Raw genomic sequence first — 23,980 nt, 5'->3', positions numbered from 1 at the left:
CACTGGCGTTTGCTATAATGTGGCTGCCTATGTACTGCTGAACAAAATCTATACAGCAAAGATCAACAGACCCTAGCCACATAGGGACAGCAAAGGCGTTGTTTTTGTTTGACAGTCAGTTGTGTGGGAAGCGTGACGGTGAATTGTTACACCTAAATTGGCGAATTTACCGATCAGGTTTTGATAACCGCGGTCTAAATGATGGATATCTGAAATATCTGTATGCTCGGTTGCAATCAGTCCAGCCAGAATAAGTGCGGCGCCTGCACGTAAGTCACTGGCTTTAACAGGGGCGCCAGATAAACTAGGTGTTCCAATAATACTTGCTGTATTTCCTTTCACGCGGATATTGGCGCCAAGGCGGCACAATTCTGCGACATGTTGAAAGCGCTCGGGATATACAGTATCCGTCACTTGAGATACGCCAGCTAAGCTGACACACAGTGTCATCCATTGAGGTTGTAAATCAGTGGCGAATAATGGGTAAGGTCCAGTTTTAATAGAAATGGGTTTCAAAGTTCGTCGTTGAGCGTCTAAGGTAATACTGTCATCTTCACAGTAAACTAAGGCCCCTGTTGCGGTTAAACTATCAATTAGGGCAGTGAGGTGTGATGGTTGTACTTGTTTAACGGTCAATTTACCTTTGGTGATAGCCGCTGCTATTAAGTAAGTTCCAGCCTCAATGCGGTCTGCAATAGCATCAATTTCTGCAGCCTGTAACTCAGCCACGCCCTCTATCACTAAGGTATTGCTGCCTTTACCAAAAATTTGCGCGCCCATGGCGTTGAGCTGATCCACTAAATTATCTATTTCTGGTTCGATCGCGGCGTTAAACAAGCGCGTTGTGCCATCGGCTAATACTGCTGCTAGTAATAAGTTAACCGTTGCGCCGACAGATGAGATTGGAAAAGTAAAATCAGCCCCTTTTAGCCTGCCTGCATGGGCGTGAATATTACCGTGAGAAAGTTCTACCTTGGCTGAGAGGGCCTGCATACCTGCAATGTGTAAATCAACCGGCCTTGGCCCCCAGGCACAACCGCCAGGCAATGCCACACTGGCTTGACCAAGGCGAGCCAATAACGGGCCGAGAACATAAATAGATGCGCGCATTTTAGTTACTAAATGATACGGCGCCTGATAACCATCGCACTCTCGGGTATCTATCGTTAGGCGTGAGCCTTGCAGCTCAACCTTTGCACCAAGATAGCGCAACACGTCCGCCATGGTATCCACATCATCAAGTTGTGGCACATTATTGATAATTGAAGTGCCACGACAAAGTAGAGTGGCAGCCATTAGAGGAAGCACGGCATTTTTTGCGCCGGAGATAATGACATCACCTTGCAGTGATTGGCTAGCGGGTACTTGATAAACTTCTTTCATCACATTTGCTCTGATTAATTAAGCGGTATTAATAAGTTAACCTGTTAATCTGGCAATATTTGGGAGCAAAAATGACGAATTATGGCAAGCAGGAAAGAAAAATCAGCCGCCTTTTTGACGTGACGGCTGAAGGAGAGTGCTTAAATTGCGGTCCAAACTAATTCTTCACCGGCAAATTGCGTCGCTGATGATTGCTGATCATAGATGCCGTCATTATCTTCATCAAGAGAGAGTAAGTAACTCCCCCCTTGCTGTTCGATCTTAAGCTTGCTGTTGTCACCTGATAGTATCAAGGCTTCTTCAACCACGGAAAGACTTACAGCTCCTTCTAGACTATGAACAACCGTGCCACTGGCTGCAGTTGGTAACATGCTATTGCCGCTATAAGTTAAGCTGACAGTTTTACTGGTGATGCTGATACCGGTTTGATTCTCAGTACGCACCAAATCTTGTTTGATGGTGAAAAAGCTATCTCCTTGTCCATCCATCAAGATGGAAAATTTACCCTGAAGGGTATCATCAAAGGCTTGATAGTTGTTGAGTGAACTAGGTGCCATTTTTAGGTTAAACGCATCATAAGCGATAGCAATAGCTGTGCTGCTACCCTCCATAAGATCAAAGCTAAACTTGCCATTTAATGCCATATCGGCATTCATTTTACAGCTGTTAAAAGTAAATGAGGCTTTTTTTCCTTCATTGGTCATCGCGTAAACTAAATCACCGCTGAGTGGACAAGCGTCACTGCCTGCTAGATCACTTTGGCGCCCCTGAGCACTACTCGTTAATTGATTTTCAAATTGGCGAACTAAATTTAACGAACTCGTGCCCAAGCTGCCACTACCAATGGTAGCTTGGCTTAATACTTGTGCGTTGGTGGTATTGATGGCAGCCTGAGCCGAGGGGGTTGTCACAGTTGTTGTAGTTGCCGTTTCATCACTACCGCTGCCACCACCGCCACAAGCGGTTAATGTTGCTACAGAAAGGGCGATGCATATAAGCGATTTGCGAGCCGATAACATAATATAAAATTCTCAAGGTGGAAGAAAAAATCCATTATACTGTAAAGAGATAGTGTTGTTTGTGACTTTTTTTTGTCTTTTTTGTCTTTTTTGTCTTTGATCAAACAATCAAATATCAGTTCGTTATTTTCCAGGGAAGCATCAAATGCTAAATACACGCAAAGGTTACCAGCAACAGCTTGCTTTATGCGGCCGACACGGCATGGCGTTCGCAATTTACCTGTTTTATCGCTCTCGTGAAGATCGGGTTAAGGTGACGGCAGGCTACCTCGCTTATGTCACTCTATTATCTCTGGTGCCGATGTTGGCGGTGGTGTTTTCGGTCATGTCGGCGTTTCCCGTATTTCAAGAAATGCAGGGGCTCATTGAAGACTTTGTGTACAGTAATTTTGTGCCTGCGGCAGGTGATGCTGTAAGGGAAAACATGAATGGTTTTATTGCCAATACCAGCGAAATGACGGCGATGGGGATCGCGGCTTTAATGGTCGTTGCACTACTATTGATTTCTGCTATTGATCAAAACCTTAATCACATTTGGCGGGTGAAGAAAAAGCGCAACATAGCCAGCGCCTTTGCGATGTATTGGATGGTGTTAACCTTGGGGCCGGTGATTGTGGGCTCGAGTATTGCGATGAGCTCGTATGTGGTTTCAATGAACTTTATTACGGATCCTGATTTAATTACTCATGGGCAAAAAATGCTCGCGTTATTGCCACTGCTTATTTCCACACTCATGTTTTTAGGCGTTTATACTTTAGTGCCTAATATTAGAGTGAAAGTTCGCCATGCTATTGTTGGCGCGTTGGTGGCAGCAATACTGTTCGAGCTATCAAAGAAGGGTTTTGCTTTCTATATTACTCAGTTTCCTTCCTACGAGGCGATTTATGGTGCGCTAGCCGCCATTCCAATTTTATTTGTTTGGATTTACCTAAGTTGGACCATAGTGTTATTTGGTGCTGAGCTTACCGCTGCGTTGGGGGATTATCCCGGCCTGATGGTACTAGATAAAAAGCAGTCAACGACGCCCAATGAGGCTGCTGAGCTGCCGCCGATTGAATATAAGGACAATTAATGAAAACACTCTACCCTAACATTCAGAGCTATGCCCAATATCAAGTGCCTGTGAGTACAATACATTCTTTATACGTTGAAGAATCAGGCAATCCTAATGGTATTCCGGTGTTGTTTATTCATGGTGGTCCGGGTTCAGGTTGCAGTGCTGAGAGTCGTCGATTTTTTGACCCTGAGCTTTATCGAATTGTGGTGTTTGACCAGCGTGGCTGTGGTCGCTCGACGCCACATGCCAGCTTGGAGGAGAATAATAGCCAAGCCTTAGCGTCTGATATTGAAGTAATTCGCCAGCATCTTGGAATTAATGCGTGGCTGCTATTTGGTGGCTCTTGGGGCAGTACGTTGGCTCTTTTGTATGCTCAGGCTTATCCTGAGCGTGTTACTGGCCTGATTTTACGTGGCATTTTCTTATCTCGCCAGCAAGATTTTGACTGGTTATACCAACCCGATGGCGGTGCTGCGCAAGTTTTCCCTGATTACTATCAAGAGTTTGCCGCGCCCTTAGGTCATGAATTGGCTATCGAAAATAGGCTGGGGCAATATTACTCATTATTAACTTCCAATAATGAGCTAGAACGTTTAGCAGCAGCAAAAGCTTGGTGTATATGGGAAGGACGCATTAGCACCTTGCATGCTAAAGAGGATGTTTCTGACATCTATGGCGAGCCTCATTTAGCGCTCTCAATGGCACGTATATCGGCTCACTATTTTGTTAACAATAGCTTTATCAAGCAGCCCATATTATCGCAAATGGAAAAGATCGCGCATTTACCGGCTATGGTGATTCATGGTCGATACGATATGGTCTGCAAGCTAGAAAATGCGACTAGCTTAGTTGAATATTGGCCTAGTGCGCAGCTGCAAATTGTGCCAAATGCTGGTCATAGTGCAATGGAAACAGGTATGATTGACGCCTTGTGTAAAGCAACTTCGGCTATGGCTAAAATTATATATGATCGCTCTCATTCAACGAGTTAGCAGCGCTAGCGTTACTGTAGAACAGAACATCACTGGAGAGATTGGGCAAGGTTTATTAATTTTACTTGGCGTTGAAAAAGGCGATGATGCCGCTAAAGCTAAACGCTTGTGTGAAAAGGTGCTGAGTTATCGCGTGTTTAGCGATGCGCAAGGCAAGATGAATTTGAATGTGCAGCAAGTGGGTGGCAGTGTTTTAGTGGTATCACAATTTACTTTAGCTGCGGATACTAAAAAAGGCACTCGACCTGGCTTTTCTCGTGGCGCCGATCCCACTGAAGCTGAACATTTGTACGATTTATTCTCTGACTATTGCCGCCAAACAGGCATTAACACCCAAAACGGCGTGTTTGCTGCAGATATGCAAGTGCAGCTTAACAACGATGGGCCGGTTACTTTTTGGCTTCAAGTTTGAGTGCTGAGTTCTGCGCTATAGTGGCTCAACAATATTGAAGCACGTTATGGCACCAGTCTTTTTAAAATGGGTAGCTTGGCCAAAGTCATGGTCGCTAACAGAGATATAGCAAGCACGCAAATGGTCAATGCAGGAATGGCCAACCAGTTGCTGGCAAAAAAATCATAGTAGCCATTGCTTATTTCTCGTACCGGAATGAGAAACAATGGGTGAATTAAGTAAATACCTAAGCTGTACTTGGATACTAAACTTACCCATTGACGCCACCTTCCAGTAATACGCTCCCCATAGGTTTGTGCTAGCACAAACAACATGCCAGCAATAATGACTGTATTCAGGCTTTTATAACCCATAAAAAAGATGTGATATTCACCATGTTGATGGCTTAAATACCAAGTGCCGAAAAAGTTAAAGGTGAGCATCCCCAAGCCCGCAGCGAGCCAAAGGGGCAGCTCGGCGCTGTTATCACGATTGAACAAGTACCAGCCCAGTAATAGGTAACCACTGTAAAGAAGTAAGTTTTCTCGTAAGAAGCTCTCAACATTTAACCAGTGTATCAGTGTTAGTAGTAACCACGCCGCCAGTAATAATTTGAATCGTTCCGGGTTGATGACCCGTAGCAGTGGAATTAATAAAGGAATGACAAAGTACAAAGGAATGAAATCGTAGAAAAACCACAGGTGATACCAAACCGGAGTATTGGTGGCGGCTTCAACTAGGTCCATGGTTTTATCTTGTTGCCAGCCGCCATTGCTAAAGCCGCCGGCAAAGGCGTAGATAAGGCTCCAAATTACAAATGGTATCGCCACCTTAGCGAGGCGACGATGTAAATAGTAACTACAATCAAATTCACGCTTATCCGACAGTAGCAAGGCTCCACTTATTAGCATAAATACCGGCACGGCCCAACGCGTTAAACTGTTAATCCCCGCTGCTGCTAACCACTCAAAATCTGGAATTTGACCATACAAGTACCGCCACGGACCTAAGACATGGATCGCAACCACCGCGAACGCAGCGCAACAGCGTAATAAGTCGAGATAAAAAATGCTTGGACGAACACTAGTAAAAGTCATAACTCAATTTATTTGCTGAGTGAAACTAATAAGTGTCTTTATGGTAAACCATAACAGAATTATCTCGTTAATATTTCTACAATTTCACGCGTATTTTTGATGATCTTGACTGTATCGCTTTCAATCTCTACCCATTCATATATATCGTCTTTTTTGCCAGGGCGTTTAATGCCATAGTGATACAGGTCGAGGTCTAGTATCTCACCGCGATGTAGCTTTTTTTGCCAGCCAGGTGGTAGCTCGCCACCTCGCTCGACTTTCTTTTCTAACCCTGGAGGTAAGGGTTTGTCTTGTTTATCATTTTTGGCCTGAGCGACACTAGAAAGTAATACCGCAATAACAATTGTAATGAGCCGTATGTTCAATATGTTCATCATTGTTTTCCTAACGTGAAACCAACTGGATAATGAGAGCTTTAATGTGAGAAAGCATGGCATAGGCGTAAGCTTTTCACGAATTAAACTTGTTTAATTTTATATCCGCTTGAGCTGCAACCATTTTGCGCTAACATAGTCTAACTCCATCGAATCGATGTTCTTCATAATGAGGTTTGCTCTATGAGATCTACTCTGGCATTTTGTCGCCGTTTTATTATTTTATGCATTGTGGTTACTGCGCCCCTTCATGCACAAGTGATCACTAGCCCCAATGACGATCGCGCTTATAAGGTGATCACATTAGATAATCAGCTTGAAGTATTGCTTGTGTCCGATCCTGAAGCCAAAAACAGTGCCGCCACTATCGCAGTGCCGGTGGGCAGCATGCACAATCCAGACACTCAGTTAGGCTTAGCCCATTACCTAGAGCATATGCTGTTTTTAGGCTCAGAGCGCTACCCGGAAATAAACGACTATAGTAAGTTTATGCGCCTCAATGGCGGTTATACCAATGCTTATACCGCGCAAGACAAAACGGTTTATGGCTTTGAAGCTAATGACAAAGTGTTTGCGCAAGCGCTCGACCGCTTAGGTGACGTAATGCGAGCACCGCTACTCGATGAGCATTATGCCGATAAAGAGCGCAGTACGGTAAACGCTGAGCAGCAAACCTATAAAGGGCAAGATGCGCGTAAACTGTATGCTTTAGAGCGCTTTACGTTAAATCCCAATCACCCAATGTCGCGTTTTAGCACAGGTGATCTAAACACCTTAAAAGACAAACCAAACAGTAAGTTACAAGACGAGTTGGAAGGCTTTTTTAACGCATACTACAGTGCAAACCTTATGAAGGCGGTACTGTATGGGCCACGCGACCTAGTCGCTTTAGAAAAGCTAGCCAAGCAGTATTTAACGCAAATTCCTAATCGTAATGCTGAACAACCAAAAATTTTACCTCCCTTGGTTACCGCTAATGAATTGGGCATCGAGGCGAGCTTAAAACCTAGCTCAGACATTAAAGTACTAAAAATGAGCTTTGTGATGCCCAGTGTCGCCGAGTTTTATCCTTATAAGCCGGGCTATTATGTTTCGCGTATTTTAGGCTCTGATCGTGCGGGTAGCTTATCGGATTACTTGCAAAAGGCGGGTTTAATAGAAGCGTTAATGGCCGGTTTTGATGATAATTACGGCCCGAATGATAGTGGTTTAACGGTGCAATTTCAGTTAACGGATGCCGGCCTTGAACAGCAAGATAAAATTATCGCAGCGACCTTTGCCTATATTGATTTAATCAAGCAACATGGCGTGAATGAAGCGCAATATCATGCCTTAGAGCAAAGCTTAAAAAATAGCTTTGCTTACCTACCAAAAAGTGGCGGCTTTAATTACAGCATGTCGCTGGTGGCCAATATGCTTATGCTACCAACGGATGAGATTATCTATGCTGGCTTTCGTTTAGATAGCTTCAATCCTGAATTGGTACGACAAGTATTAAGTTACTTAACGCCTGAGCGGGTGCGTTTATTTGTTGCTCACTCGGGAGTGGTTGGTGACCAAGTGATGGAATCTTATGGTGATAGCTACAAGGTAGCAAAAATCCAATCGGCGCGCATGGATAAGTGGCGCAAACAAGCCCCAGAGCTGATGAAAAAAATGCATTTGCCGGAAGGTAATCGTTGGTTACCCGAAGATGAAACCATTGTTAAAGCAGAGCATCAAGAACAAGCGGTTGAGCTAGTTAAGTCACCAGGTCTGTCTTTATGGTTTAAACAAAGTCAATTTTACCAAGAGCCTAAAGGCAGTATTGCGTTAGAGCTAAATAACAATTTGCTTGACCAATCTGCGAAGCAGCGCATGGCGGGCGCGATTCTAGATGTGGTTTTGGCCAAGCAACTAGTAGGGCTGAGTTATGAAGCGGGTGAAGCCAACCTATCACTCAGTGTCAGTACTAGCGATGGTCTCATGTTTACTACAGGCGGCTTCACCGATAAGCAAAGCGAATTAATGCTGACCTTGATGGATACGGTGAAGCAAGCCAGTTTTAGCCAGCAAGAGTTAGATTTAGCGAAAACAGAAGTTCGTCGTCAAATTGAGAATAAACTCAAAGGCCCGACCATGTCATTGGCGTTTGCTGAGTTTCGTAATTTAGTCCGTCTGCCAGCTTGGTCTGATCAAGACTTATTAGGGGCCTTAGACAAGGTTACCCTGGCTGAGCTAACCAAGCTGCGTAACGATATGTTTAGCCAAAGTGGCGTGCGAATGCTGGTATTGGGCAACTTTACCTCTAAGCAAGCCATTGCGCTGCAAAAAGAAGTAGTTAAACGGGCGCCAGTTAATGCTAAGCCGTTTTATAAACTCACTCGAGTGAAGCCGGAAACTAAGCGCCGCCTTACTTGGTCGGCTGCCAGTGAGATGGGCGATGCTGCATTAGCACACATTTTTGTTTCGACTAAAGCCGGCGAGGCGGGGCAAGTTCAAGCCGAGTTACTTAATAAAATTGCTTATTCAGACTTCTATGATTTGATCCGCACGCAAGAACAGCTGTCTTACTCGCCTTTTACAGCCAGCTTTCCAATTGATGACTACGCCGCGTTTGGTTTGTTTACGCAAAGTCCAGAACAAGGGCCGAAGCATTTGCAACAGCGCTATGAATACTTTGTTCAGCAATTTGCGAAAAAGCTTGCCGATTATGATCAAGTTGAGTTTGATAAGATCAAGCAAGCCTATATTGCCAACTTTCAGAAAAAGCCAAGTAATTTAGACGAAGAGTTTGGTTATATCCAGGGGTTATGGAGCGAGCAAAAAGCCGATCTAAATAGCAAGGCTAAGCGTTTGGCACTCATCGAGCAGACCACCTTGAAACAGGTTCAAGACTTGTTTAAAGAGATGGTGCTGGGATCAAATAATGAGCAATACTTGATCCAAGTTCGTGGTAGCCAATTTTTAGAGTCGCCACTAGGTGAGCTAAAAGGTTCAATGGATATTCCGGATTTGCGGACTTGGCAAGCAAAAGCGAAGGGACAAAGTGGCGCTCAATAGCCAGCCATGAAATACGAAATTTTAGCGCTCAAGGGATACTTGAGCGCTAGTGTTTATTGAATGCCTAAGAATATGGCACCGCGCGTTTTATAATATCCCACAAGTAGTCGCTAAATTGATGGCCGTGATTCGCCAACATTTGTGGGAACATTGACGTTTTTGTCATCCCTGGGAAAGTGTTGATCTCATTCAATAAGATCTCTCCTTCCGTAGTGAAGAAGAAGTCAATTCGTGATAAATGACGTAACTTCATGCCTTTAAATACAGTGATCGCATAAGCCTGCATTTGCGCTATTTGTTCAGCCGTTAGATTTTGCGCGGCTACTTGAGTCAGCGAATGGCTGTCAGCGGCGTATTTTTCCTCATAGGTATAGAAGGTGTTATCAGGGCAAATAATCTCGCTTGGTACGGTAGCAATCACTTCACCTTGGTACTCGTAAGCGGCAATTTCTAGTTCGCGCGCCTTAATGGTTTTTTCGACCAGTACATAGTCTGAAAAAGTGAAAGCTTGACTGAGCTTATCTGATAATTCTGATTTATCGTTAACCGCGTAGCATCCTACTGATGAGCCCTGTGATGCGGCTTTAATAAATACGCTGCCCCAATTATCAAATGCTTGCTCCACTTGATTTAAGGTGTCAGCGTTTAGCTCGGTTAGAAATAACGATGGTGTATTTGCTACACCTAGTGCATCAAACCACATCTTTGAACTGATTTTATTGAAACACAGGTTGTTTGCTTCGGGACCACAACCTAAGTAGGGCAGTTTGATTAACTCAAAGTACGATTGGATAGTGCCTGTTTCACCAGGGTAGCCGTGAATACAAGGAATAACGAAATCAATAGCAATCGCTTCGCCTGAGCTTAGTCGTAGCTGCTTGTCCATGTTGAGCTGGCATGGGGCTTGTTGGCTATCTAAAAATTGCCCGGTTTTACTAATGACCACTTGTTGTAACTGAATTTCTGGTCGTTGTGATAACTGCTGTGCAATAAAACTAGCTGAACGCAGTGAGACTTCGTGCTCTGAGCTTTCACCACCAGATAGCAGTAATACGTTTATTTTATTCATATTCACCTTTTTTCAATCACAGCATTGAATCACATCGCTGGGTCGTCATTTTTCAATGCCAACAACCCCTTTGACGCAGGATTTTACCTGTCGTGCTAAACGCTGGCTAGCCTTTGAGTGAGTAAAGTGAGATGTATTGACAGAGGTAGCAGAGTGGTACAATTGTTTTAGTATATCGCGCCAGATTACGCTAAATTAGAGCGATTGTTTAAAGGACTAAATACACCATGTCGGCAGCTTGGCTTCAAAGACCCGCTTATTTGTTATCAGTAACCATGTTATTGATGACGCTTGCTGCCTCATCGTCCGCTCAGATAAATGCTAATGGTCTATTAGTTTGTAGTCAGGCTGGATTTTACAGTGTTAGCTTGGCTGATGATGGCACGACTCAAGCTGGCTCATATTGCCCTTTGTGCGTGAGTGGCGCCTTTGTTTTCCTGCCGTTACAACACCCTACTTTTGGTAAGAGGTTGGCTGCTTCTTACCTTGCTTGGCAACGTTTGGCTGCGTTGCCTGCTGTCGCTCCAACATTTTCAATGTGGCCTTTTACTCGTGCCCCACCATGTAAGGGACGTTAGTTTTGGTCAAATTGAGGATCGACAAGGGTGGCCCCCTTGTCGATTAATTTTATTGTTAATATTGTCGCTCCTACTTTGTCTCTCTCCTTTATCTAAGCAAAGCCGCCATTTTCATGTTGATGCAAAAAATGCAGTTGGGTGCGTTTCTGTTAGTATATGTAGCATTTCTTACCGTCTACCTTATTATTTGGTCCAGCCAAGTTAAAGATAGCGGGCAAAGTCAAAGTTCTCGCTAGCTTGAAGGCTTAAAATATCCACAGTTAGAGCAATTTTTTTGGAGTGATTATGCAGTGCCACCGTGTTAATGAAGTGATTGAATTACTACAACCTTACTGGTTAAAAAATGCCGAGCTAAGTTTAGTAGAAGTATTGATTCAGTTAGCGCAAGCGGCTGGGTATGAAGGGGAGCTGGAAGCTATTCCCGATGATTTAATTATTTATCACTTAAAAATGCTAAACAGTCCCGATGGTGAAATGATCCCTGGAATTAAAAAAGACTGTGAAGATGATTTTAAGACTGCGTTGTTAAAGGCGCGTGGTTTAGTTAAATGATGTGATTTTGTAACACCAATAATGGCTGCTAAAAAAATCAATAAGGCCATTATTGAAACATGAGCAGTGTTTATAGATGCTATATAAGGTGTGAGTAATGGACCGCAAAATAGATGTCAAAGATATCTCAGAGAAAGCAAAACCTGGACGTAAAACCCACAAAGCCAGTGTAGATAGGTTTGACCCAAGTAGTACCATTTATGTACGCAGTGTAAAAGGGGTTTATCAGCGTTTAAGAAAATTTATGGGCTGGTTTTTATTACTGTTATTCATTGTATTGCCTTTAATTCCTTGGGGTGATCATCAAGCGATTTTGTTCGATATTGAGAATAACCGCTACCATATTTTTAACCTGACTATTTTTCCACAAGACCTCACTTTGTTGGCTTGGATTTTTATCATTGCTGCGTTTGGTTTGTTTTTCTTTACCACTTATCTTGGTCGAGTTTGGTGCGGCTACACTTGCCCACAAACGGTATGGACCTTTATTTTTATTTGGTTTGAAGAGTTATTTGAAGGCAAGGCGAATAAACGTAAGAAGCTCGATGAGTCGCCTTGGGATGGAAATAAGACTTGGCGTAAAGCGGCCAAACATATCTGTTGGTGGTTAGTCTCACTGATGACGGGCTTAGCCTTTGCCAGCTATTTTGTACCCGTTTATGAGCTTTATACTTCGTTTTTTACCTTAAACGCGAGTTTTGCTCTGACCTTTTGGGTGTTGTTTTTTTCTACCTGTACCTACATTAATGCAGGGTGGATGCGCGCGATAGTGTGTACTCACATGTGCCCATATGCTCGTTTCCAATCGGCAATGTTTGATAAAGATACCTTTATTGTTGGTTATGATGCGAAACGAGGTGAGTCGCGTGGTCCGCGTTCACGTAAGGCCGATCCCAAGGAACTCGGTTTAGGCGATTGTATTGATTGTGATTTGTGTGTGCAGGTGTGTCCAACCGGTATCGATATTCGTGACGGTTTACAGTATGAGTGTATTAACTGCGGTGCATGTATTGATGCCTGTGACCAAACCATGGAGCGCATGGGGTATGAAAAAGGTTTAATAGCCTATACCACAGAGCATAAACTGACTGGAGCAAAAACAGATATCCTGCGGCCGAAAATTATTGGTTATGGTGTGGTGTTGTCTTTAATGTGTGGTTTGTTCGTTTGGAATTTATTGACCATTAAAGCCATTGGTTTTGAAGTATTACGGGATCGCAATGCGCTGTACCGTGAAACTAATGAAGGATTAGTCGAAAACGCTTACACCTTCAAAATAATTAATAAAACCATGGAAGAGCAGGAATATAATCTGTCTGTTACCGGTTTGCCTGAGCCTGTTTGGTCTGGCCCTACCGCGGTCAGAGTAGCGCCTGGGGAAGTATTTACGCAGCCTATAAGTATTGCCGTTGATCCGTATGAGTTGGAGAAGTCTATCTTACCTATTCAGTTTACGGTGCAAGATACCGACAGTGATGAACAAATTCAGCAAGAAAGTCGTTTCTTTAGCGGTGGCCGCTAATGACGCTAATGGTTGATTTTGCTTATTCAGCATTAACGCCCGATTTGATCTTAGATGCCATTGAATCCGTTGGCATCTATCCCGAATCTGGCTTACTGGCGCTCAACTCTTATGAGAATCGAGTCTATCAGTTTCGTGGTGAGGGGCTCACGCGCTATGTGGTGAAATTTTACCGCCCACAGCGCTGGAGTCGTGAACAAATACAAGAAGAGCATGACTTTAGCTTTGAGCTTGCCGAAAGCGAAATCCCTGTTGTGGCACCAATGCGTTTCAATGGCGAAAGCTTGTTGGAGTATCAGGGCTTTCTTTTTAGTATTTTCCCTAGTGCGGGAGGACGCGAATTTGAGGTGGATAATCTAGAGCAGCTAGAATGGGTCGGGCGTTTTATGGGACGAGCGCATCAGCTGGCAAAGGCAACGCATTTTCAGTATCGGCCGACTATTACCGCTCTGTCTTATCTACATCAGCCTCGTCAAGTATTGTTTGATTCTGGCTTTATTCCTGACTATTTGCATACTTCATTTTTCACTGTATTAGACCAGCTGATTGCAGAGTGTACTCGCCAGTATCAGCCTAAATCTTTAATCCGTTTACACGGTGATTGCCACCCCGGCAACATTTTGTGGCGTGATGGTCCGATATTTGTTGATTTAGACGACAGCCGAATGGGGCCGGCTGTGCAAGACTTATGGATGATGCTGTCTGGCGATCGTCAAGAGCAGTTATTGCAATTAGATGTGTTGCTCGAAGGCTATAGCGAGTTCTGTGAGTTTGATAATGATGAATTATCGTTAATAGAGCCGCTGCGTGCTATGCGCATGGTGCATTATATGGCATGGTTGACTAAACGCTGGCAAGACCCTGCTTTCCCACATAATTTTCCTTGGTTTAATACCACGCGTTATTGGGAAGATCAGGTGCTTGCTCTAAAAGAACAATTGGCACAATTGAACGAGCCGGTGCTCTCATTATTGCCTCATTACTAAACTGAAACATGGATGATTCAAAAGGAAATAAAATGAAAAAATACCTATTGATTTTGGCAGCATTAGTGATGTTGCCGTTAAGTGCCCAAGCCGCCAAATACGAAGAAGGCACTCATTACGAAATTGTCAAAGAAGTGGGCACTAAGCAGCCTGAAGTGCTCGAATTTTTCTCGTACTTTTGTCCGCATTGCTACAAGTTCGTCCCCTTTATGGACGAGATTAAAAAGCGCGCCCCTGAAGGCGTGAAATTTAAGCAAAATCACGTAGAGTTTTTAGGCAGTGATATGGGCCCTGAAATGGCGCGTGCATTTGCTGCAGCAGAGCTACTTAAAGTAGAGCCTGAGCTCTCAGCTGCGATGTTTGCTGCTATTCACGATCAACGCCGCCCAATGACTAATCGCGATGATATTAAAGCTGTATTTGAAGAGATTGGCGTGGAGGGGGCAAAATTTGATTCGGCAGCTAATAGTTTCCCCGTGAACGGTATGCTCAAGCAAATGCAACGCAACACCGAAGCGTTTAAAATTCGTGGCACACCTGCCGTTGTGGTTAATGGTAAGTATCTAATCAAGTCTGGCTCGGTGCGCAGTATTGAAGAATATTCTGCGTTATTGAACTACTTGCTTGCCCAAGTTGAAAAGTAAGCGCCACCACCTTCTAACGAACCGCCTTCGGGCGGTTTTTTTATATCTGTTACTACGATATGGGCGACCGGCTAGTAAGGTGAATGTTAGAAAGCTCAGAACAAGGTACCTTCAACACTGTTAAGCGTGACCCATAGCAAGAACCAAGCATTACATTATTCAATTTAATGAAGAGCTTGGCTATCGGGAATCCGGTTTCAAAGTCATCGATGGAGGGTGAGCATGGTATTAGTTTTATATGAAAACTAATTAGCCCTAGTTTGGATAATCAGAATAGTATATTTTTACAACAAAAACGCGGTGGATATATCCCTATACGCTTTGCGTTTTCATCCTTGAAAACGAAATTTTGCAGTAAAAACATACTGTGTCCTCTCGCAATAAGCTTAAGCAAAACTGAGCTTAATTAACCAGAATTCTGGATAAGCCAGCAGCATTTTTTCACAAAAACAGCCAATAGACACAAACAAGAGCTCGTAAATAAAAATTATATCGCTAGCGTGAGTATAGCTGGGTCAATGAGAGCTTTAGGCGATGTTTATTGCTGGGAGAGTTGCTGAAGATAAGGGCGTCAGAACGGGTATAAAAAATCCTTTTCCGGTGAATGGGCCTACAGCGGGGGAAATGGGTGCGACTGGGATCAAATGGTGAGTATACGAAGAAAAAAATCCTTTTCCGGTGAATGGGCCTACACCGGAAAAGGGCTCCTGGGATCAAATAGGGAGCAAAGTATAGCGATAAGGCCGAAGCCTCACCAAAAGCTATTTGGTTTTATGACCTAGGCCTTTGTTCATGGCGCGAAGGAGTGAACCGTCATCTTGGGTTATTTCCCAAGAGAAGATACCGCCGTAGCCTTGGTCAAGGACGAATTTACCTTTAGCTTCGATTGAGCGAGGGTCATCAAAACTGATAAATGCGCCAGTGTTCTTGTTGTAAACGTAAGGAGCTTCAGCTTCTTCGTCATAGCCGTATTGGTAACCATTTTGGTCAACAAACTTTTTCATAATATCTTTATAAGAGAAGTAACCAGGCTCTCCTGAGCCATCGGTATGGGCTTTGCCTTCTGTTCCGCTTTCTGGGAATTGTTCAGGCTTATCCCATTTTGCACCTTCCCAGCCGCGACCGTAGAAGGCCGCGCCTACCACTAGCTTCTCTTTAGGGACACCCGCGTTTTCTAGGGTTTTAAGCATGTTGTCTACGCCCATGCCCCACAATGTATCTTTCGTCGCGTGTAGGTTGGTTAAATGGCCAACCTGAGGGCCCCAACCGCCAAAGAAATCGTAAGTCATGGCATATACATGTGTCATGTATTGTTGCGCTTCAGCAAAGTTGATAGCCGCCACCTTACTTACCGAGCCGTTTACCGCCGCAGACAGCTCATATTCACGACCGGTTTTTTTGCTTAATTTATCTAACTCGGCACGAAGCTCTTTCATTAACAGGGTGAAAACTTCACGTTCATGGGCTTTTTCTTCCTCGGTAAGGGAGTTGCCACGCCAGCTTACGTGTGAATTATCTTCGCCACCAGGGTATTCCCAGTCGATATCAATGCCGCCAAAGAAATCATATTTAGCAATTAGCTCAACTGCTGTTTTAACGAAGGTTTTACGACCTTCCTCTGACTTAGCCATAGCGCGGAATGGCTCTGACATGGTCCAACCACCAAAAGATGGCAGAATCACTAGGTCTGGGTTTTGCTGGTGGATTTTTTTAAGTTCACCAAAGTGACCATAGTATTCTTGCGGTTCGGGTTTTTTATCAAAACGAACGTCAAGTGCGGCTTCACTGTCAACGATAGTGGCTGTAAAAGGTTCTTTCCCTTTACAGTTTTCTTCAATCATTTTCTTGAGGCCATCATTCACATAAGTGTGTGGAGCACACATAGATAAAAAAGCGTAAATGACATGGGTAAGGTTTTTTACTGGCATATTGCGTACGGTATATATATCACCTTGCAGTTTCCAGTCTGGGAAATAACTGGCAACAACTTTACCAGAGGTATTTGGCATAACCTTGTAAGGCTTGGCTTTTGGTGCTTGTACATAACGATGATTTTCACTGGCATCAGCCGCTGCATTGGCTGTGGTTGCCGCTAGAAACAAGCTGCTGAGTAACGATAGTTTAAATGTGTTCATTCGTTTCGCCTTCCTTATCAACATCATCCAAATAATGATGTAGCCATGTTGTCAGATAGCGACGATGAATAATAGCTGCAAACCTTAACCACTTCACAAACAGAAGTTTAATTACTTTTTAAACATAGGCTTACAGTGGTTTTGTCGATAGCTGTTTCTCACCGATAGATCACCAATCAGATGCTTTTGTGAGCGCGATAACTACTTTCAACTCGTGCGTGGAATTGATCTTTGTTTTGAGCGTTTATTGCACTGTTCATCGGTTCTGTTATGGCGGGAATTTCCCATGAAAACAGCCTGTAATATCTATGAAATGAAATGTTTTTATCTTAAATAACAGATCGTTAGGCTGTTATTGATGAGTGGGTGAAATGTTGTATTGATCATTTCACAATGTTGAAATATGCAACTTTAATGAGGGACCCTCACTCTTTTTGCTTTTACTCGTGAGGCTCATATCTTAGGTAGATTTGAGGAGGAGAGGGTGTAGATATTTATCTGTAGTGATTTATAAGGTGGATTATTGGTAAGTTCAGGTTTGGTTTATACCCCAGTAACTTCAAGATACTTGTTCAGCGAGAGTTTGTTGCTTGACTGGCAAGGCTCTAAACCCTGCATCTCGAGGTTGTTTGGGGGGGATATATCTAATGAGCTTTTAGGTGGTGTGATTTATCCGCTCACACGGAATTAAGATTTAATTGTCAGTAATAAAAAACGGAAGCTAATGCTTCCGTTTGATTTGTGTATCAGTGTAATTATAGCTTTTTCCAAGGTCCCCACTGCGCGACACCTGGTTCTTCTCCTTGGGTCCACCATTTCGCTTCATATTGGTTGCCTTTATAGCTGACTCTGTCACCAGACAAATAAATGCGGGTAGCTAGCCAAGAATCTTGCGGTGGCAGACTTGGCTCAACTGTTGGCTCTAAACTTGGTTCAACAGTCGGAGCGATTGTTGGCTCTACTGTAGGAGTTACAGTTGGCTCTGCTGTAGGAGTTATAGTAGGAGCAATTGTTGGTTCAACACCTGAAATTAATTCCCATGGGCCCCATTGAGTAGAGCCAGGCTCAGCTCCTTGGTTCCACCACTTCGCTTCATACGTATTGCCATTGTGGATAACGATATCACCTGATAAGTAAACCGATGATGCGCTCCACGCATCGCTGGGCTCAACACTTGGCGTTACTGTAGGTGTAACCGATGGAGTAACAGTGGGAGTTACCGTAGGGGTAACACTTGGCTCAACTGTTGGTTCAACAGCTGTGCCGCACTCACCTGTACTTAGGTTATTGATAACCTCATCCATTGCAGTTAACAGGGAGTATTGGTTAGGGGCATCTTGAGTGAGCTCCCAGTTCATAATACCGCCTGCTTGAGCAAGGGCCAGTCTCGTTTTCTCTTTAATTAATGGAATGCCGTTGTAATGACCACCACCTGATAAATCGCGGCAAGCTGCATTTGGGTCGGCAGCTACGATATCACGGTATTTCTGCCAAGTAGGGCGTGCATAGAAAGGTACACCAAGCACTATTTTTTCTTTTGCTAAGCCACGGCCAGCCCAGTAATTGATTGACTCGACTGCAACTTGGTATGTGGAGTGGTTAGTATTGTTTGCGTCGTAAGCCATTAAGTTAAGAAAATCAATGTCTTCAAATACTTCTGTTTCAACGCCTGCACCGGTATTACCATAGGCAACGACTGCAGCAGTTAAAAATTTACCTTGTGGTTTAAGGGCTTTACTTAACTCGTCCATTAATAGCGTGTAGCGTTTTGCACTTTGACCTGGATCGGGGTATTCCCAGTCCATATCAACACCGTCTAAATCATATTGGTTGATGAATGCCATTACATTGCTGATAAAGTTGGCACGCGCTGTAGGATCGGCTGAGAGTGTTTCAAAGGCTGAGTCGTTACCGCCATTCCAGCCACCGATTGCAATGCCTACTTTTACATTTTCAGCGTGGGCGCGACTGACTAAATCGATTAATGTTTGTGGTGCATCAATTGGCTTTAAAGAGCCGTCAGCATTAGGTAAAAGGAATGAGTAGTTAATGTGGGTTAGTTTTTCGTACTGCACTTCCGCAGTTGATCCCTGCCAAGAAGGGAAATAGCCAACTACTTTGAAGTCTGCTGCACTGGCTGCAACTTGTGCTGATGCGCCAAAAATAGAGGCAAACGCGACCGCTTGCGCTAACTTTTTTAATTTCATAATAACGTTCCTTGTTATGTTGTGTTTCTTAGCAATCCGTGCCAAGAACGCCATCATTACAGAAACTGTGGAATTTGTGAACACCTGATACTTAATCGATAGTGGTTTTGTGCGTAAGCTCGGATTTTTCCTCCTCACTACTTAAGTCGATTAAGTTAAATAAACCAATGTGGAAAATGTAGTTTCAGCACAGGAATATATGGGCGTGCGATAGGCAGCCTCTGGCCCTCAATTTCAACTTCGTACTTCAGTTTAGTTAACTGATGCACCTTAGTGACCTTTTTCGGATTGATTAGCCAAGACCGATGGATTTGCAGTAACACATCATCGTCAAAATATAACTTGATGGTTTTCAAGCGTAAAGTCAGGTAGATCGCGTCTTTTGTGTTGGGTAAGTAAATACCGCTGTAGCCTTTCTCCGCTTTAATATAAAGGATTTTATCTTTACGAGAAGCTATCTCATACAGCTCTGACAGCAGTTGTGGCTCTTTGGTTATTTCGTGTAGCTGGCGTCGAACCATTTGGATCTGCGTGACCAAACTATGGAAGTAGTAAACATCTTCCTCTGTTAGTGGTTCCTTGCTGTATAGCTCGAAACAAAACTCGCCTAAATCGGGATGAGCGATAGTCACGCTATCTTGTTGCTCTGTTTCTTGACCCTCGTTACTGTGTATCACGCTATCGCCTTGATACACTTTAACGATAGGTTGCTTCGGATCATGAATGAACACCTCAAATGCTTCTTTGATGAGCTCATTAATGTCCCTTAACTTACAAGCCTGAGAAGAAAAAGCCTGTAAGGTTTGTAATCGTTCATTCGCTGCTTCCAGTTGAGTTCTTTTCTGAACTTCTGGTTGATGAGGATCCGCAGGCAATATTTTTACTTTCGGTAGCGACTCTATCGGAGGTGTGTTGGCACTTTGTAATGATAAGTAGCAACTGTGTTGTGTGGCGCTAGCGTCGAAAGTAATCTCGGCACAAATCGCACTTACACATTGTTTAATTAGAGATATGTTTGGTATTTGTGCAGGGCTAACTAGAGGTGGTCGGCCTTCTGTCAACATACTGATCTGGTAGTAGCCTTGGCTGGCTTTGGCATCAAATATGACAGATTTACCTTTGTCACAGTTATCAACAGCCCAAGATACTAAGGTAATAAGTAATTTTTGTAGATATACAGGATCCGCAATCACAGTAAGGTCATCTGTGATTGCTTTGGCTGTCACTGAAACATCTTTATTCTTAATATAGGGCGTTAATATATTAAGGCTAACATTTAATATCTCCCTAAAACTTACTGGCTCTAACTCAGCGGTTCGGGGGTTGTGAGACAATGTGGTGTCATGTAATAAGCTGTGGATTAAATGGTTTATCTCAAGTCCTGTTTGGCCAATTTGTTGTAACTTAGCCTGACTCTCATCTGCGAGTAACCCTTGGTGTTGTTTAATGCGTTGCGATAATGCCGCAATGCCTTGAAGAGGGGTATTAAGTTGTTGTAGCTGTGATTTTAACTGCAGGTATTGTTCACGATCTTTTACGTCTGCTTCTTCCTCTTTGTAATGTCTATACTTGATTCTAATGAGCAATAAGATCATTAGTAATGAGAAGCCTGTGGTCAATAAAATCCGATTTTTATAATTGGCATAGAATAGCTTGGCTTGAAATAAAATGGCTTGCCAAGGGTAGAAAGCTGCGTAAGTTTGTCTAATTAAAGAATCTTTGCCTTTAAGATCATTGTGAATTTGCCTAATGGCGATACCAGCTAAGTTAAGTTGCTCTATGTAAGTAACTTTTTCAGCAAGGGAGTCTTGACTTTCATAGCTAACAAAGTGACCTCCATTTTTTTCTGGGTTGTAAATCCAAGCCGATTTAGCGCTGTTATCCCAACCTTTTTGATACTGAGGATTATCAAGAAAGCCAATCAAGTGGCCGCGATTGTATAAACCTGTACGACCTGAGCTGGTGGTATCCCAACTTCCCCAACTTATTTCTCCAGCATGGGTATAAAGCCCTTTGTCGTCACTTGGCACTTGGTCCCACGCAGTGGCAAAACTGGCGATATTCACGACTACTTTTTCCGCTGGTGCGCCCTCATTTAAAATAGCGCGCACCGCTAAGTTAACTGAATTGGCTTCTGTTTTAAGCGAAGTAAGTCTCTGCTGAGTACTTTCAGATAAATAGAGTGGGGTGATGTGGTTGGCTATCTTCGCCTCTTCCCAGTAACCATGCATGTAAGCAGTTGATAAACTGATTAAATCTAAGTAGCGACTGGCTTCCTTTACCTCCCAGTTCTGTTCGTAACCAATTGCAGCTGAGATAGTGCTAATTAATAAGTATTTTCGACGATCTTTCTGACCTTCTAAGTAAAGCTGTTCGTCTAGCTCCTCAAGTAAGAGAGTAAAATTTTTCTTATCTGCCGCTAAACCGTGCTGTTTAGCGCGTTGGGTCTTAACTGGAAAGTTCCAATCAATTTCAATGCCATCAAATTGATAGCGTTTCATAAACTCGGTTGCTGACTTAGCAAAGTCATGTCGTAATTCAGGGTCTGCTGCTATGTTTGAATAATGTTCAGATCGGCCCCAGCCACCAATAGAGATAATGGTCTTAATATGGGGATGACGCTTTTTAAGGCTCACCATCTGACCAAAGTTGCCACTAAAAGGTATGCTTTCGTCAGCGTCAGGATATTGTAAATTTAAATCTGCATATTCATCACCAACTTCTACAGTTCCTTCGGAATCAAATTTTGCACTTTGGTAAACCAAGTGCGTAACTTGGCCTACTGGAACATCCTTGATGTGATAATTAGGGCTATAGATCCCCCACTGCTTGTAATAAGCAATAATCGCTTTAGGTTCAGCTGCTTGAACACAGCTGAACAACAAATTGCCAAGAACAATGAACATGACCCACAAAGAACGCATGATGACTTGCTGCTTCCTTAAATTAATAGCTTGTAGAGTAACCGTTTTTATTTTTATATGCGCATTAAAGACTAGCAGTCAGTCATAAGCAATTACCTATTCAGTCTGCTGTGATCTTCATATCGAAAAGTAAGTGGATTGTGGGCATTTCTGGCAGGAGTATGAAAGTTGGTGGCGATGCTATCCCTATTATTACCTAAGCTCAAGCGTCCCTAGTATTTATAGTCGCTGTTAGGTAGCACTTATGGCATTTACACATCAACTATTATTGCGAGTTGAAAGTATTGGTTTATGTTATTTAGTCGCTTGTTCACCTAAAATGGGTATTAATTACTATCTTAGGGTTTAGTTATGGTATTTGCGCATCCAGTTTCTGCTTTGCGATACTGGCAAGAGCATGCTTCCGAGCAGGTTTTTCTTCGCCAGCCTCAAGGCGATATTTTTATAGAACACACTTGGGCTGAAGTGGCCGATGAAGCACGTCGCATTGCCAGTGCATTAAAGGCAATGGGCTTTGAGCCGGGTGAGCGAATTGCGATACTGGCGAAAAATAGCGCTCATTGGTTTATTGCTGATTTTGCGATTATGTTAGCTGGCTATGTTAGTGTGCCCATTTATGCCAGCGCCAGCAGTGAAACCATTCACTATGTGTTAAAGCACAGTGAAACGAGGGCGATTTTTGTCGGTGCGTTAGATCACTGGGCAGACCAAGAAAAGGGGATTGAGAGTGATGTGGTGCGTATTGCCATGGTCACAGAAACGATGCCAGCTGCATTGCAATGGTCGCAGTTAGTAAAAAACAACCAACCTATTCCGTACCCCGATGCACTCGATCCCAATGCTAAGATGAGCATTGTTTATACCTCAGGCAGTACAGGAGAGCCAAAAGGGGTAGTGATGAGTTTTGCTGGTTATGCTAAAGCGTCGTACCATTTAATCGAGCAGCTAGATATACAAGGCTGTGAACGAACTGTGTCTTACTTGCCTTTGGCGCATATTACCGAGCGTGTATACATTCAAGGTACGGCGTTATTTTCGGGTTCAATTAGTGTCTCATTTGTCGAATCGTTAGCGCGATTTAATGCTAACCTGCAAGCTATTAAGCCTACCTTGTTTTTATCTGTTCCGCGCTTGTGGTTGAAGTTTCAGCAAGGAATTTGGCAGAAAATGCCACCGAAAAAACTCGATTTTTTACTTAAAGTGCCTTTTCTTAATCGCATCGTGAAAAACAAAATTAAGGTGGCTCTAGGCCTAGAAGAAGCTCGCTTATTGGGTTGTGGCTCTGCTGCAGTTTCTACGGAATTGCTGCGTTGGTATGCTCGGTTAGACATTAACATTTGCCAAGCGTGGGGGATGTCGGAAACATTAGCTTATGGCACCCTAAATGTCCCCTTTAACTCAAAACACATTGATTCAGTTGGACGTACCGGTAGCGCTGCAGAAATTAAAGTCTCCGAGCAAGGTGAATTACTGTTTAAAAGTGATGCTATGCTCACGAAATATTATTTACAACCTGAATTGACAAGGCAGCTATATACTAAGGATGGCTTTATTCACACAGGGGATAAGGCCGAAGTTGATGATGAGGGCTTCGTGCGTATCACTGGTCGCCTAAAAGACATGTTTAAAACAGCCAAGGGTAAATATGTCATGCCAGTACCTATTGAAGCCAAGTTTGAAGATTCTTCCTTAGTAGAACAAGTTTGTGTGGCTGGTGATGGTTTAGCACAGCCAGTGGCTTTATTGATTTTGTCAGAATTAGCTAAAGAAATGGATAAAGTTACATTGGGGAAAAAATTAGCTGAGCTGCTGGAGCATATTAATGAGCGTTTAGAGTCTCACGAGCGGTTAGCTCATTTACTTATTTTAAGTGATGCGTGGACACCTGAGAATGGCTTGTTAACACCAACGCTCAAGATCCGTCGCCATAAACTAGAAGCAAAGTATAAAGCGCTCTTTACACAGGCTGATGAACAAATAGCTTGGTATTAAAGCTAATGGGACTTAA

The 23,980-nt window shown here is 43.3% G+C and carries 18 protein-coding genes; 10 read left to right on the top strand and 8 right to left on the bottom strand.

Annotated features, from left to right (window positions below; all coding sequences use genetic code 11):
* Positions 1 to 72: 72 nt before the first annotated feature.
* On the bottom strand, positions 73 to 1,383 hold the full coding sequence (murA, locus tag K1M91_RS18575) for a UDP-N-acetylglucosamine 1-carboxyvinyltransferase (protein WP_232803756.1): 1,311 nt from the start codon (positions 1,381 to 1,383) through the stop codon (positions 73 to 75).
* A 140-nt stretch (positions 1,384 to 1,523) separates the two neighbouring features.
* Entirely contained in the window at positions 1,524 to 2,402 is an 879-nt protein-coding gene (locus K1M91_RS18570; protein WP_232803755.1) for a hypothetical protein, read from the bottom strand.
* A 145-nt stretch (positions 2,403 to 2,547) separates the two neighbouring features.
* Here K1M91_RS18570 and K1M91_RS18565 point away from each other — a divergent pair, with 145 nt between their 5' ends.
* Genes K1M91_RS18565 through dtd form a run of 3 tightly spaced genes read left to right on the top strand, consistent with a single transcriptional unit; the run spans position 2,548 to position 4,863 of the window.
* On the top strand, positions 2,548 to 3,474 hold the full coding sequence (locus K1M91_RS18565) for a virulence factor BrkB family protein (RefSeq protein WP_282561190.1): 927 nt from the start codon (positions 2,548 to 2,550) through the stop codon (positions 3,472 to 3,474).
* On the top strand, positions 3,474 to 4,451 hold the full coding sequence (pip, locus tag K1M91_RS18560; RefSeq protein ID WP_232803754.1) for a prolyl aminopeptidase: 978 nt from the start codon (positions 3,474 to 3,476) through the stop codon (positions 4,449 to 4,451). Before K1M91_RS18565 ends, pip begins: the two co-directional genes overlap by 1 nt.
* Positions 4,426 to 4,863: a D-aminoacyl-tRNA deacylase gene (gene dtd, locus K1M91_RS18555; RefSeq protein WP_232803753.1), complete on the top strand. Its 438-nt coding sequence runs from the start codon at positions 4,426 to 4,428 to the stop codon at positions 4,861 to 4,863. Before pip ends, dtd begins: the two co-directional genes overlap by 26 nt.
* Before the next feature lie 44 nt (positions 4,864 to 4,907).
* Here dtd and K1M91_RS18550 read toward each other — a convergent pair whose 3' ends face one another.
* Both K1M91_RS18550 and K1M91_RS18545 read right to left on the bottom strand, forming a co-directional pair.
* Complete coding sequence (locus tag K1M91_RS18550; RefSeq protein WP_232803752.1) at positions 4,908 to 5,939, bottom strand: acyltransferase family protein; 1,032 nt, start codon at positions 5,937 to 5,939, stop codon at positions 4,908 to 4,910.
* A gap of 59 nt (positions 5,940 to 5,998) precedes the next feature.
* Positions 5,999 to 6,316, bottom strand: a complete 318-nt coding sequence (locus K1M91_RS18545; protein WP_232803751.1) for a hypothetical protein — start codon at positions 6,314 to 6,316, stop codon at positions 5,999 to 6,001.
* Between the two features lie 180 nt (positions 6,317 to 6,496).
* Here K1M91_RS18545 and K1M91_RS18540 point away from each other — a divergent pair, with 180 nt between their 5' ends.
* Positions 6,497 to 9,355 carry an insulinase family protein gene (locus K1M91_RS18540; RefSeq protein WP_232803750.1) on the top strand — a complete coding sequence of 953 codons (2,859 nt, stop codon included), beginning with the start codon at positions 6,497 to 6,499 and terminating at the stop codon, positions 9,353 to 9,355.
* A gap of 64 nt (positions 9,356 to 9,419) precedes the next feature.
* Here K1M91_RS18540 and K1M91_RS18535 read toward each other — a convergent pair whose 3' ends face one another.
* A complete protein-coding gene (locus tag K1M91_RS18535; protein WP_232803749.1) occupies positions 9,420 to 10,424 on the bottom strand; it encodes a D-alanine--D-alanine ligase in 1,005 nt (334 codons plus the stop codon).
* A gap of 227 nt (positions 10,425 to 10,651) precedes the next feature.
* Between K1M91_RS18535 and K1M91_RS18530 the strand changes: the two genes are divergently transcribed.
* From K1M91_RS18530 to K1M91_RS18510, 5 genes are all read left to right on the top strand, one after another.
* On the top strand, positions 10,652 to 11,002 hold the full coding sequence (locus K1M91_RS18530) for a hypothetical protein (protein ID WP_232803748.1): 351 nt from the start codon (positions 10,652 to 10,654) through the stop codon (positions 11,000 to 11,002).
* Positions 11,003 to 11,287: 285 nt separating this feature from the next.
* Positions 11,288 to 11,554, top strand: coding sequence for a YihD family protein (locus K1M91_RS18525; RefSeq protein ID WP_232803747.1), 267 nt, complete (start codon positions 11,288 to 11,290; stop codon positions 11,552 to 11,554).
* Positions 11,555 to 11,651: 97 nt separating this feature from the next.
* The gene (ccoG, locus tag K1M91_RS18520; RefSeq protein WP_232803746.1) at positions 11,652 to 13,076 is read left to right on the top strand and encodes a cytochrome c oxidase accessory protein CcoG; all 1,425 of its coding nucleotides are present in this window, start codon (positions 11,652 to 11,654) and stop codon (positions 13,074 to 13,076) included.
* Between the two features lie 8 nt (positions 13,077 to 13,084).
* Positions 13,085 to 14,062, top strand: a complete 978-nt coding sequence (locus K1M91_RS18515; protein WP_232803758.1) for a serine/threonine protein kinase — start codon at positions 13,085 to 13,087, stop codon at positions 14,060 to 14,062.
* Positions 14,063 to 14,094: 32 nt separating this feature from the next.
* Complete coding sequence (locus tag K1M91_RS18510) at positions 14,095 to 14,706, top strand: thiol:disulfide interchange protein DsbA/DsbL (RefSeq protein ID WP_232803745.1); 612 nt, start codon at positions 14,095 to 14,097, stop codon at positions 14,704 to 14,706.
* A gap of 761 nt (positions 14,707 to 15,467) precedes the next feature.
* Here the strand turns inward: K1M91_RS18510 and K1M91_RS18505 are convergent.
* The 3 genes from K1M91_RS18505 to K1M91_RS18490 form a co-directional block, all read right to left on the bottom strand.
* Positions 15,468 to 16,841 (bottom strand): glycoside hydrolase family 18 protein, encoded by a 1,374-nt coding sequence (locus K1M91_RS18505; RefSeq protein ID WP_232803744.1) that lies wholly within the window; start codon positions 16,839 to 16,841, stop codon positions 15,468 to 15,470.
* A gap of 755 nt (positions 16,842 to 17,596) precedes the next feature.
* Positions 17,597 to 19,048 carry a glycosyl hydrolase family 18 protein gene (locus K1M91_RS18495; RefSeq protein WP_282561189.1) on the bottom strand — a complete coding sequence of 484 codons (1,452 nt, stop codon included), beginning with the start codon at positions 19,046 to 19,048 and terminating at the stop codon, positions 17,597 to 17,599.
* Positions 19,049 to 19,203: 155 nt separating this feature from the next.
* Positions 19,204 to 21,972, bottom strand: coding sequence for a glycosyl hydrolase family 18 protein (locus tag K1M91_RS18490; RefSeq protein ID WP_232803743.1), 2,769 nt, complete (start codon positions 21,970 to 21,972; stop codon positions 19,204 to 19,206).
* A 351-nt stretch (positions 21,973 to 22,323) separates the two neighbouring features.
* On the opposite strand from K1M91_RS18490, the gene K1M91_RS18485 reads away from it, so the two are divergent.
* Positions 22,324 to 23,964 carry an AMP-binding protein gene (locus K1M91_RS18485; RefSeq protein WP_232803742.1) on the top strand — a complete coding sequence of 547 codons (1,641 nt, stop codon included), beginning with the start codon at positions 22,324 to 22,326 and terminating at the stop codon, positions 23,962 to 23,964.
* The last annotated feature ends 16 nt before the right edge of the window (positions 23,965 to 23,980 follow it).

This window comes from Motilimonas sp. E26 (genome assembly GCF_021278025.1).
Classification (GTDB): Bacteria; Pseudomonadota; Gammaproteobacteria; order Enterobacterales; family CBDFNC01; genus Motilimonas.
The sequence above is the reverse complement of the archived record's forward strand: the minus strand, read 5'-3'. Positions and strand labels throughout refer to the sequence as shown.

Excerpts from the sequence above, each read along its gene's own strand:
- murA (WP_232803756.1), bottom strand. The coding sequence starts at position 1,383 with ATGAAAGAAGTTTATCAAGTACCCGCTAGCCAATCACTGCAAGGTGAT.
- K1M91_RS18570 (WP_232803755.1), bottom strand. The coding sequence starts at position 2,402 with ATGTTATCGGCTCGCAAATCGCTTATATGCATCGCCCTTTCTGTAGCA.
- K1M91_RS18565 (WP_282561190.1), top strand. The coding sequence starts at position 2,548 with ATGCTAAATACACGCAAAGGTTACCAGCAACAGCTTGCTTTATGCGGC.
- pip (WP_232803754.1), top strand. The coding sequence starts at position 3,474 with ATGAAAACACTCTACCCTAACATTCAGAGCTATGCCCAATATCAAGTG.
- dtd (WP_232803753.1), top strand. The coding sequence starts at position 4,426 with ATGATCGCTCTCATTCAACGAGTTAGCAGCGCTAGCGTTACTGTAGAA.
- K1M91_RS18550 (WP_232803752.1), bottom strand. The coding sequence starts at position 5,939 with ATGACTTTTACTAGTGTTCGTCCAAGCATTTTTTATCTCGACTTATTA.
- K1M91_RS18545 (WP_232803751.1), bottom strand. The coding sequence starts at position 6,316 with ATGATGAACATATTGAACATACGGCTCATTACAATTGTTATTGCGGTA.
- K1M91_RS18540 (WP_232803750.1), top strand. The coding sequence starts at position 6,497 with ATGAGATCTACTCTGGCATTTTGTCGCCGTTTTATTATTTTATGCATT.
- K1M91_RS18535 (WP_232803749.1), bottom strand. The coding sequence starts at position 10,424 with ATGAATAAAATAAACGTATTACTGCTATCTGGTGGTGAAAGCTCAGAG.
- K1M91_RS18530 (WP_232803748.1), top strand. The coding sequence starts at position 10,652 with ATGTCGGCAGCTTGGCTTCAAAGACCCGCTTATTTGTTATCAGTAACC.
- K1M91_RS18525 (WP_232803747.1), top strand. The coding sequence starts at position 11,288 with ATGCAGTGCCACCGTGTTAATGAAGTGATTGAATTACTACAACCTTAC.
- ccoG (WP_232803746.1), top strand. The coding sequence starts at position 11,652 with ATGGACCGCAAAATAGATGTCAAAGATATCTCAGAGAAAGCAAAACCT.
- K1M91_RS18515 (WP_232803758.1), top strand. The coding sequence starts at position 13,085 with ATGGTTGATTTTGCTTATTCAGCATTAACGCCCGATTTGATCTTAGAT.
- K1M91_RS18510 (WP_232803745.1), top strand. The coding sequence starts at position 14,095 with ATGAAAAAATACCTATTGATTTTGGCAGCATTAGTGATGTTGCCGTTA.
- K1M91_RS18505 (WP_232803744.1), bottom strand. The coding sequence starts at position 16,841 with ATGAACACATTTAAACTATCGTTACTCAGCAGCTTGTTTCTAGCGGCA.
- K1M91_RS18495 (WP_282561189.1), bottom strand. The coding sequence starts at position 19,048 with ATGAAATTAAAAAAGTTAGCGCAAGCGGTCGCGTTTGCCTCTATTTTT.
- K1M91_RS18490 (WP_232803743.1), bottom strand. The coding sequence starts at position 21,972 with ATGCGTTCTTTGTGGGTCATGTTCATTGTTCTTGGCAATTTGTTGTTC.
- K1M91_RS18485 (WP_232803742.1), top strand. The coding sequence starts at position 22,324 with ATGGTATTTGCGCATCCAGTTTCTGCTTTGCGATACTGGCAAGAGCAT.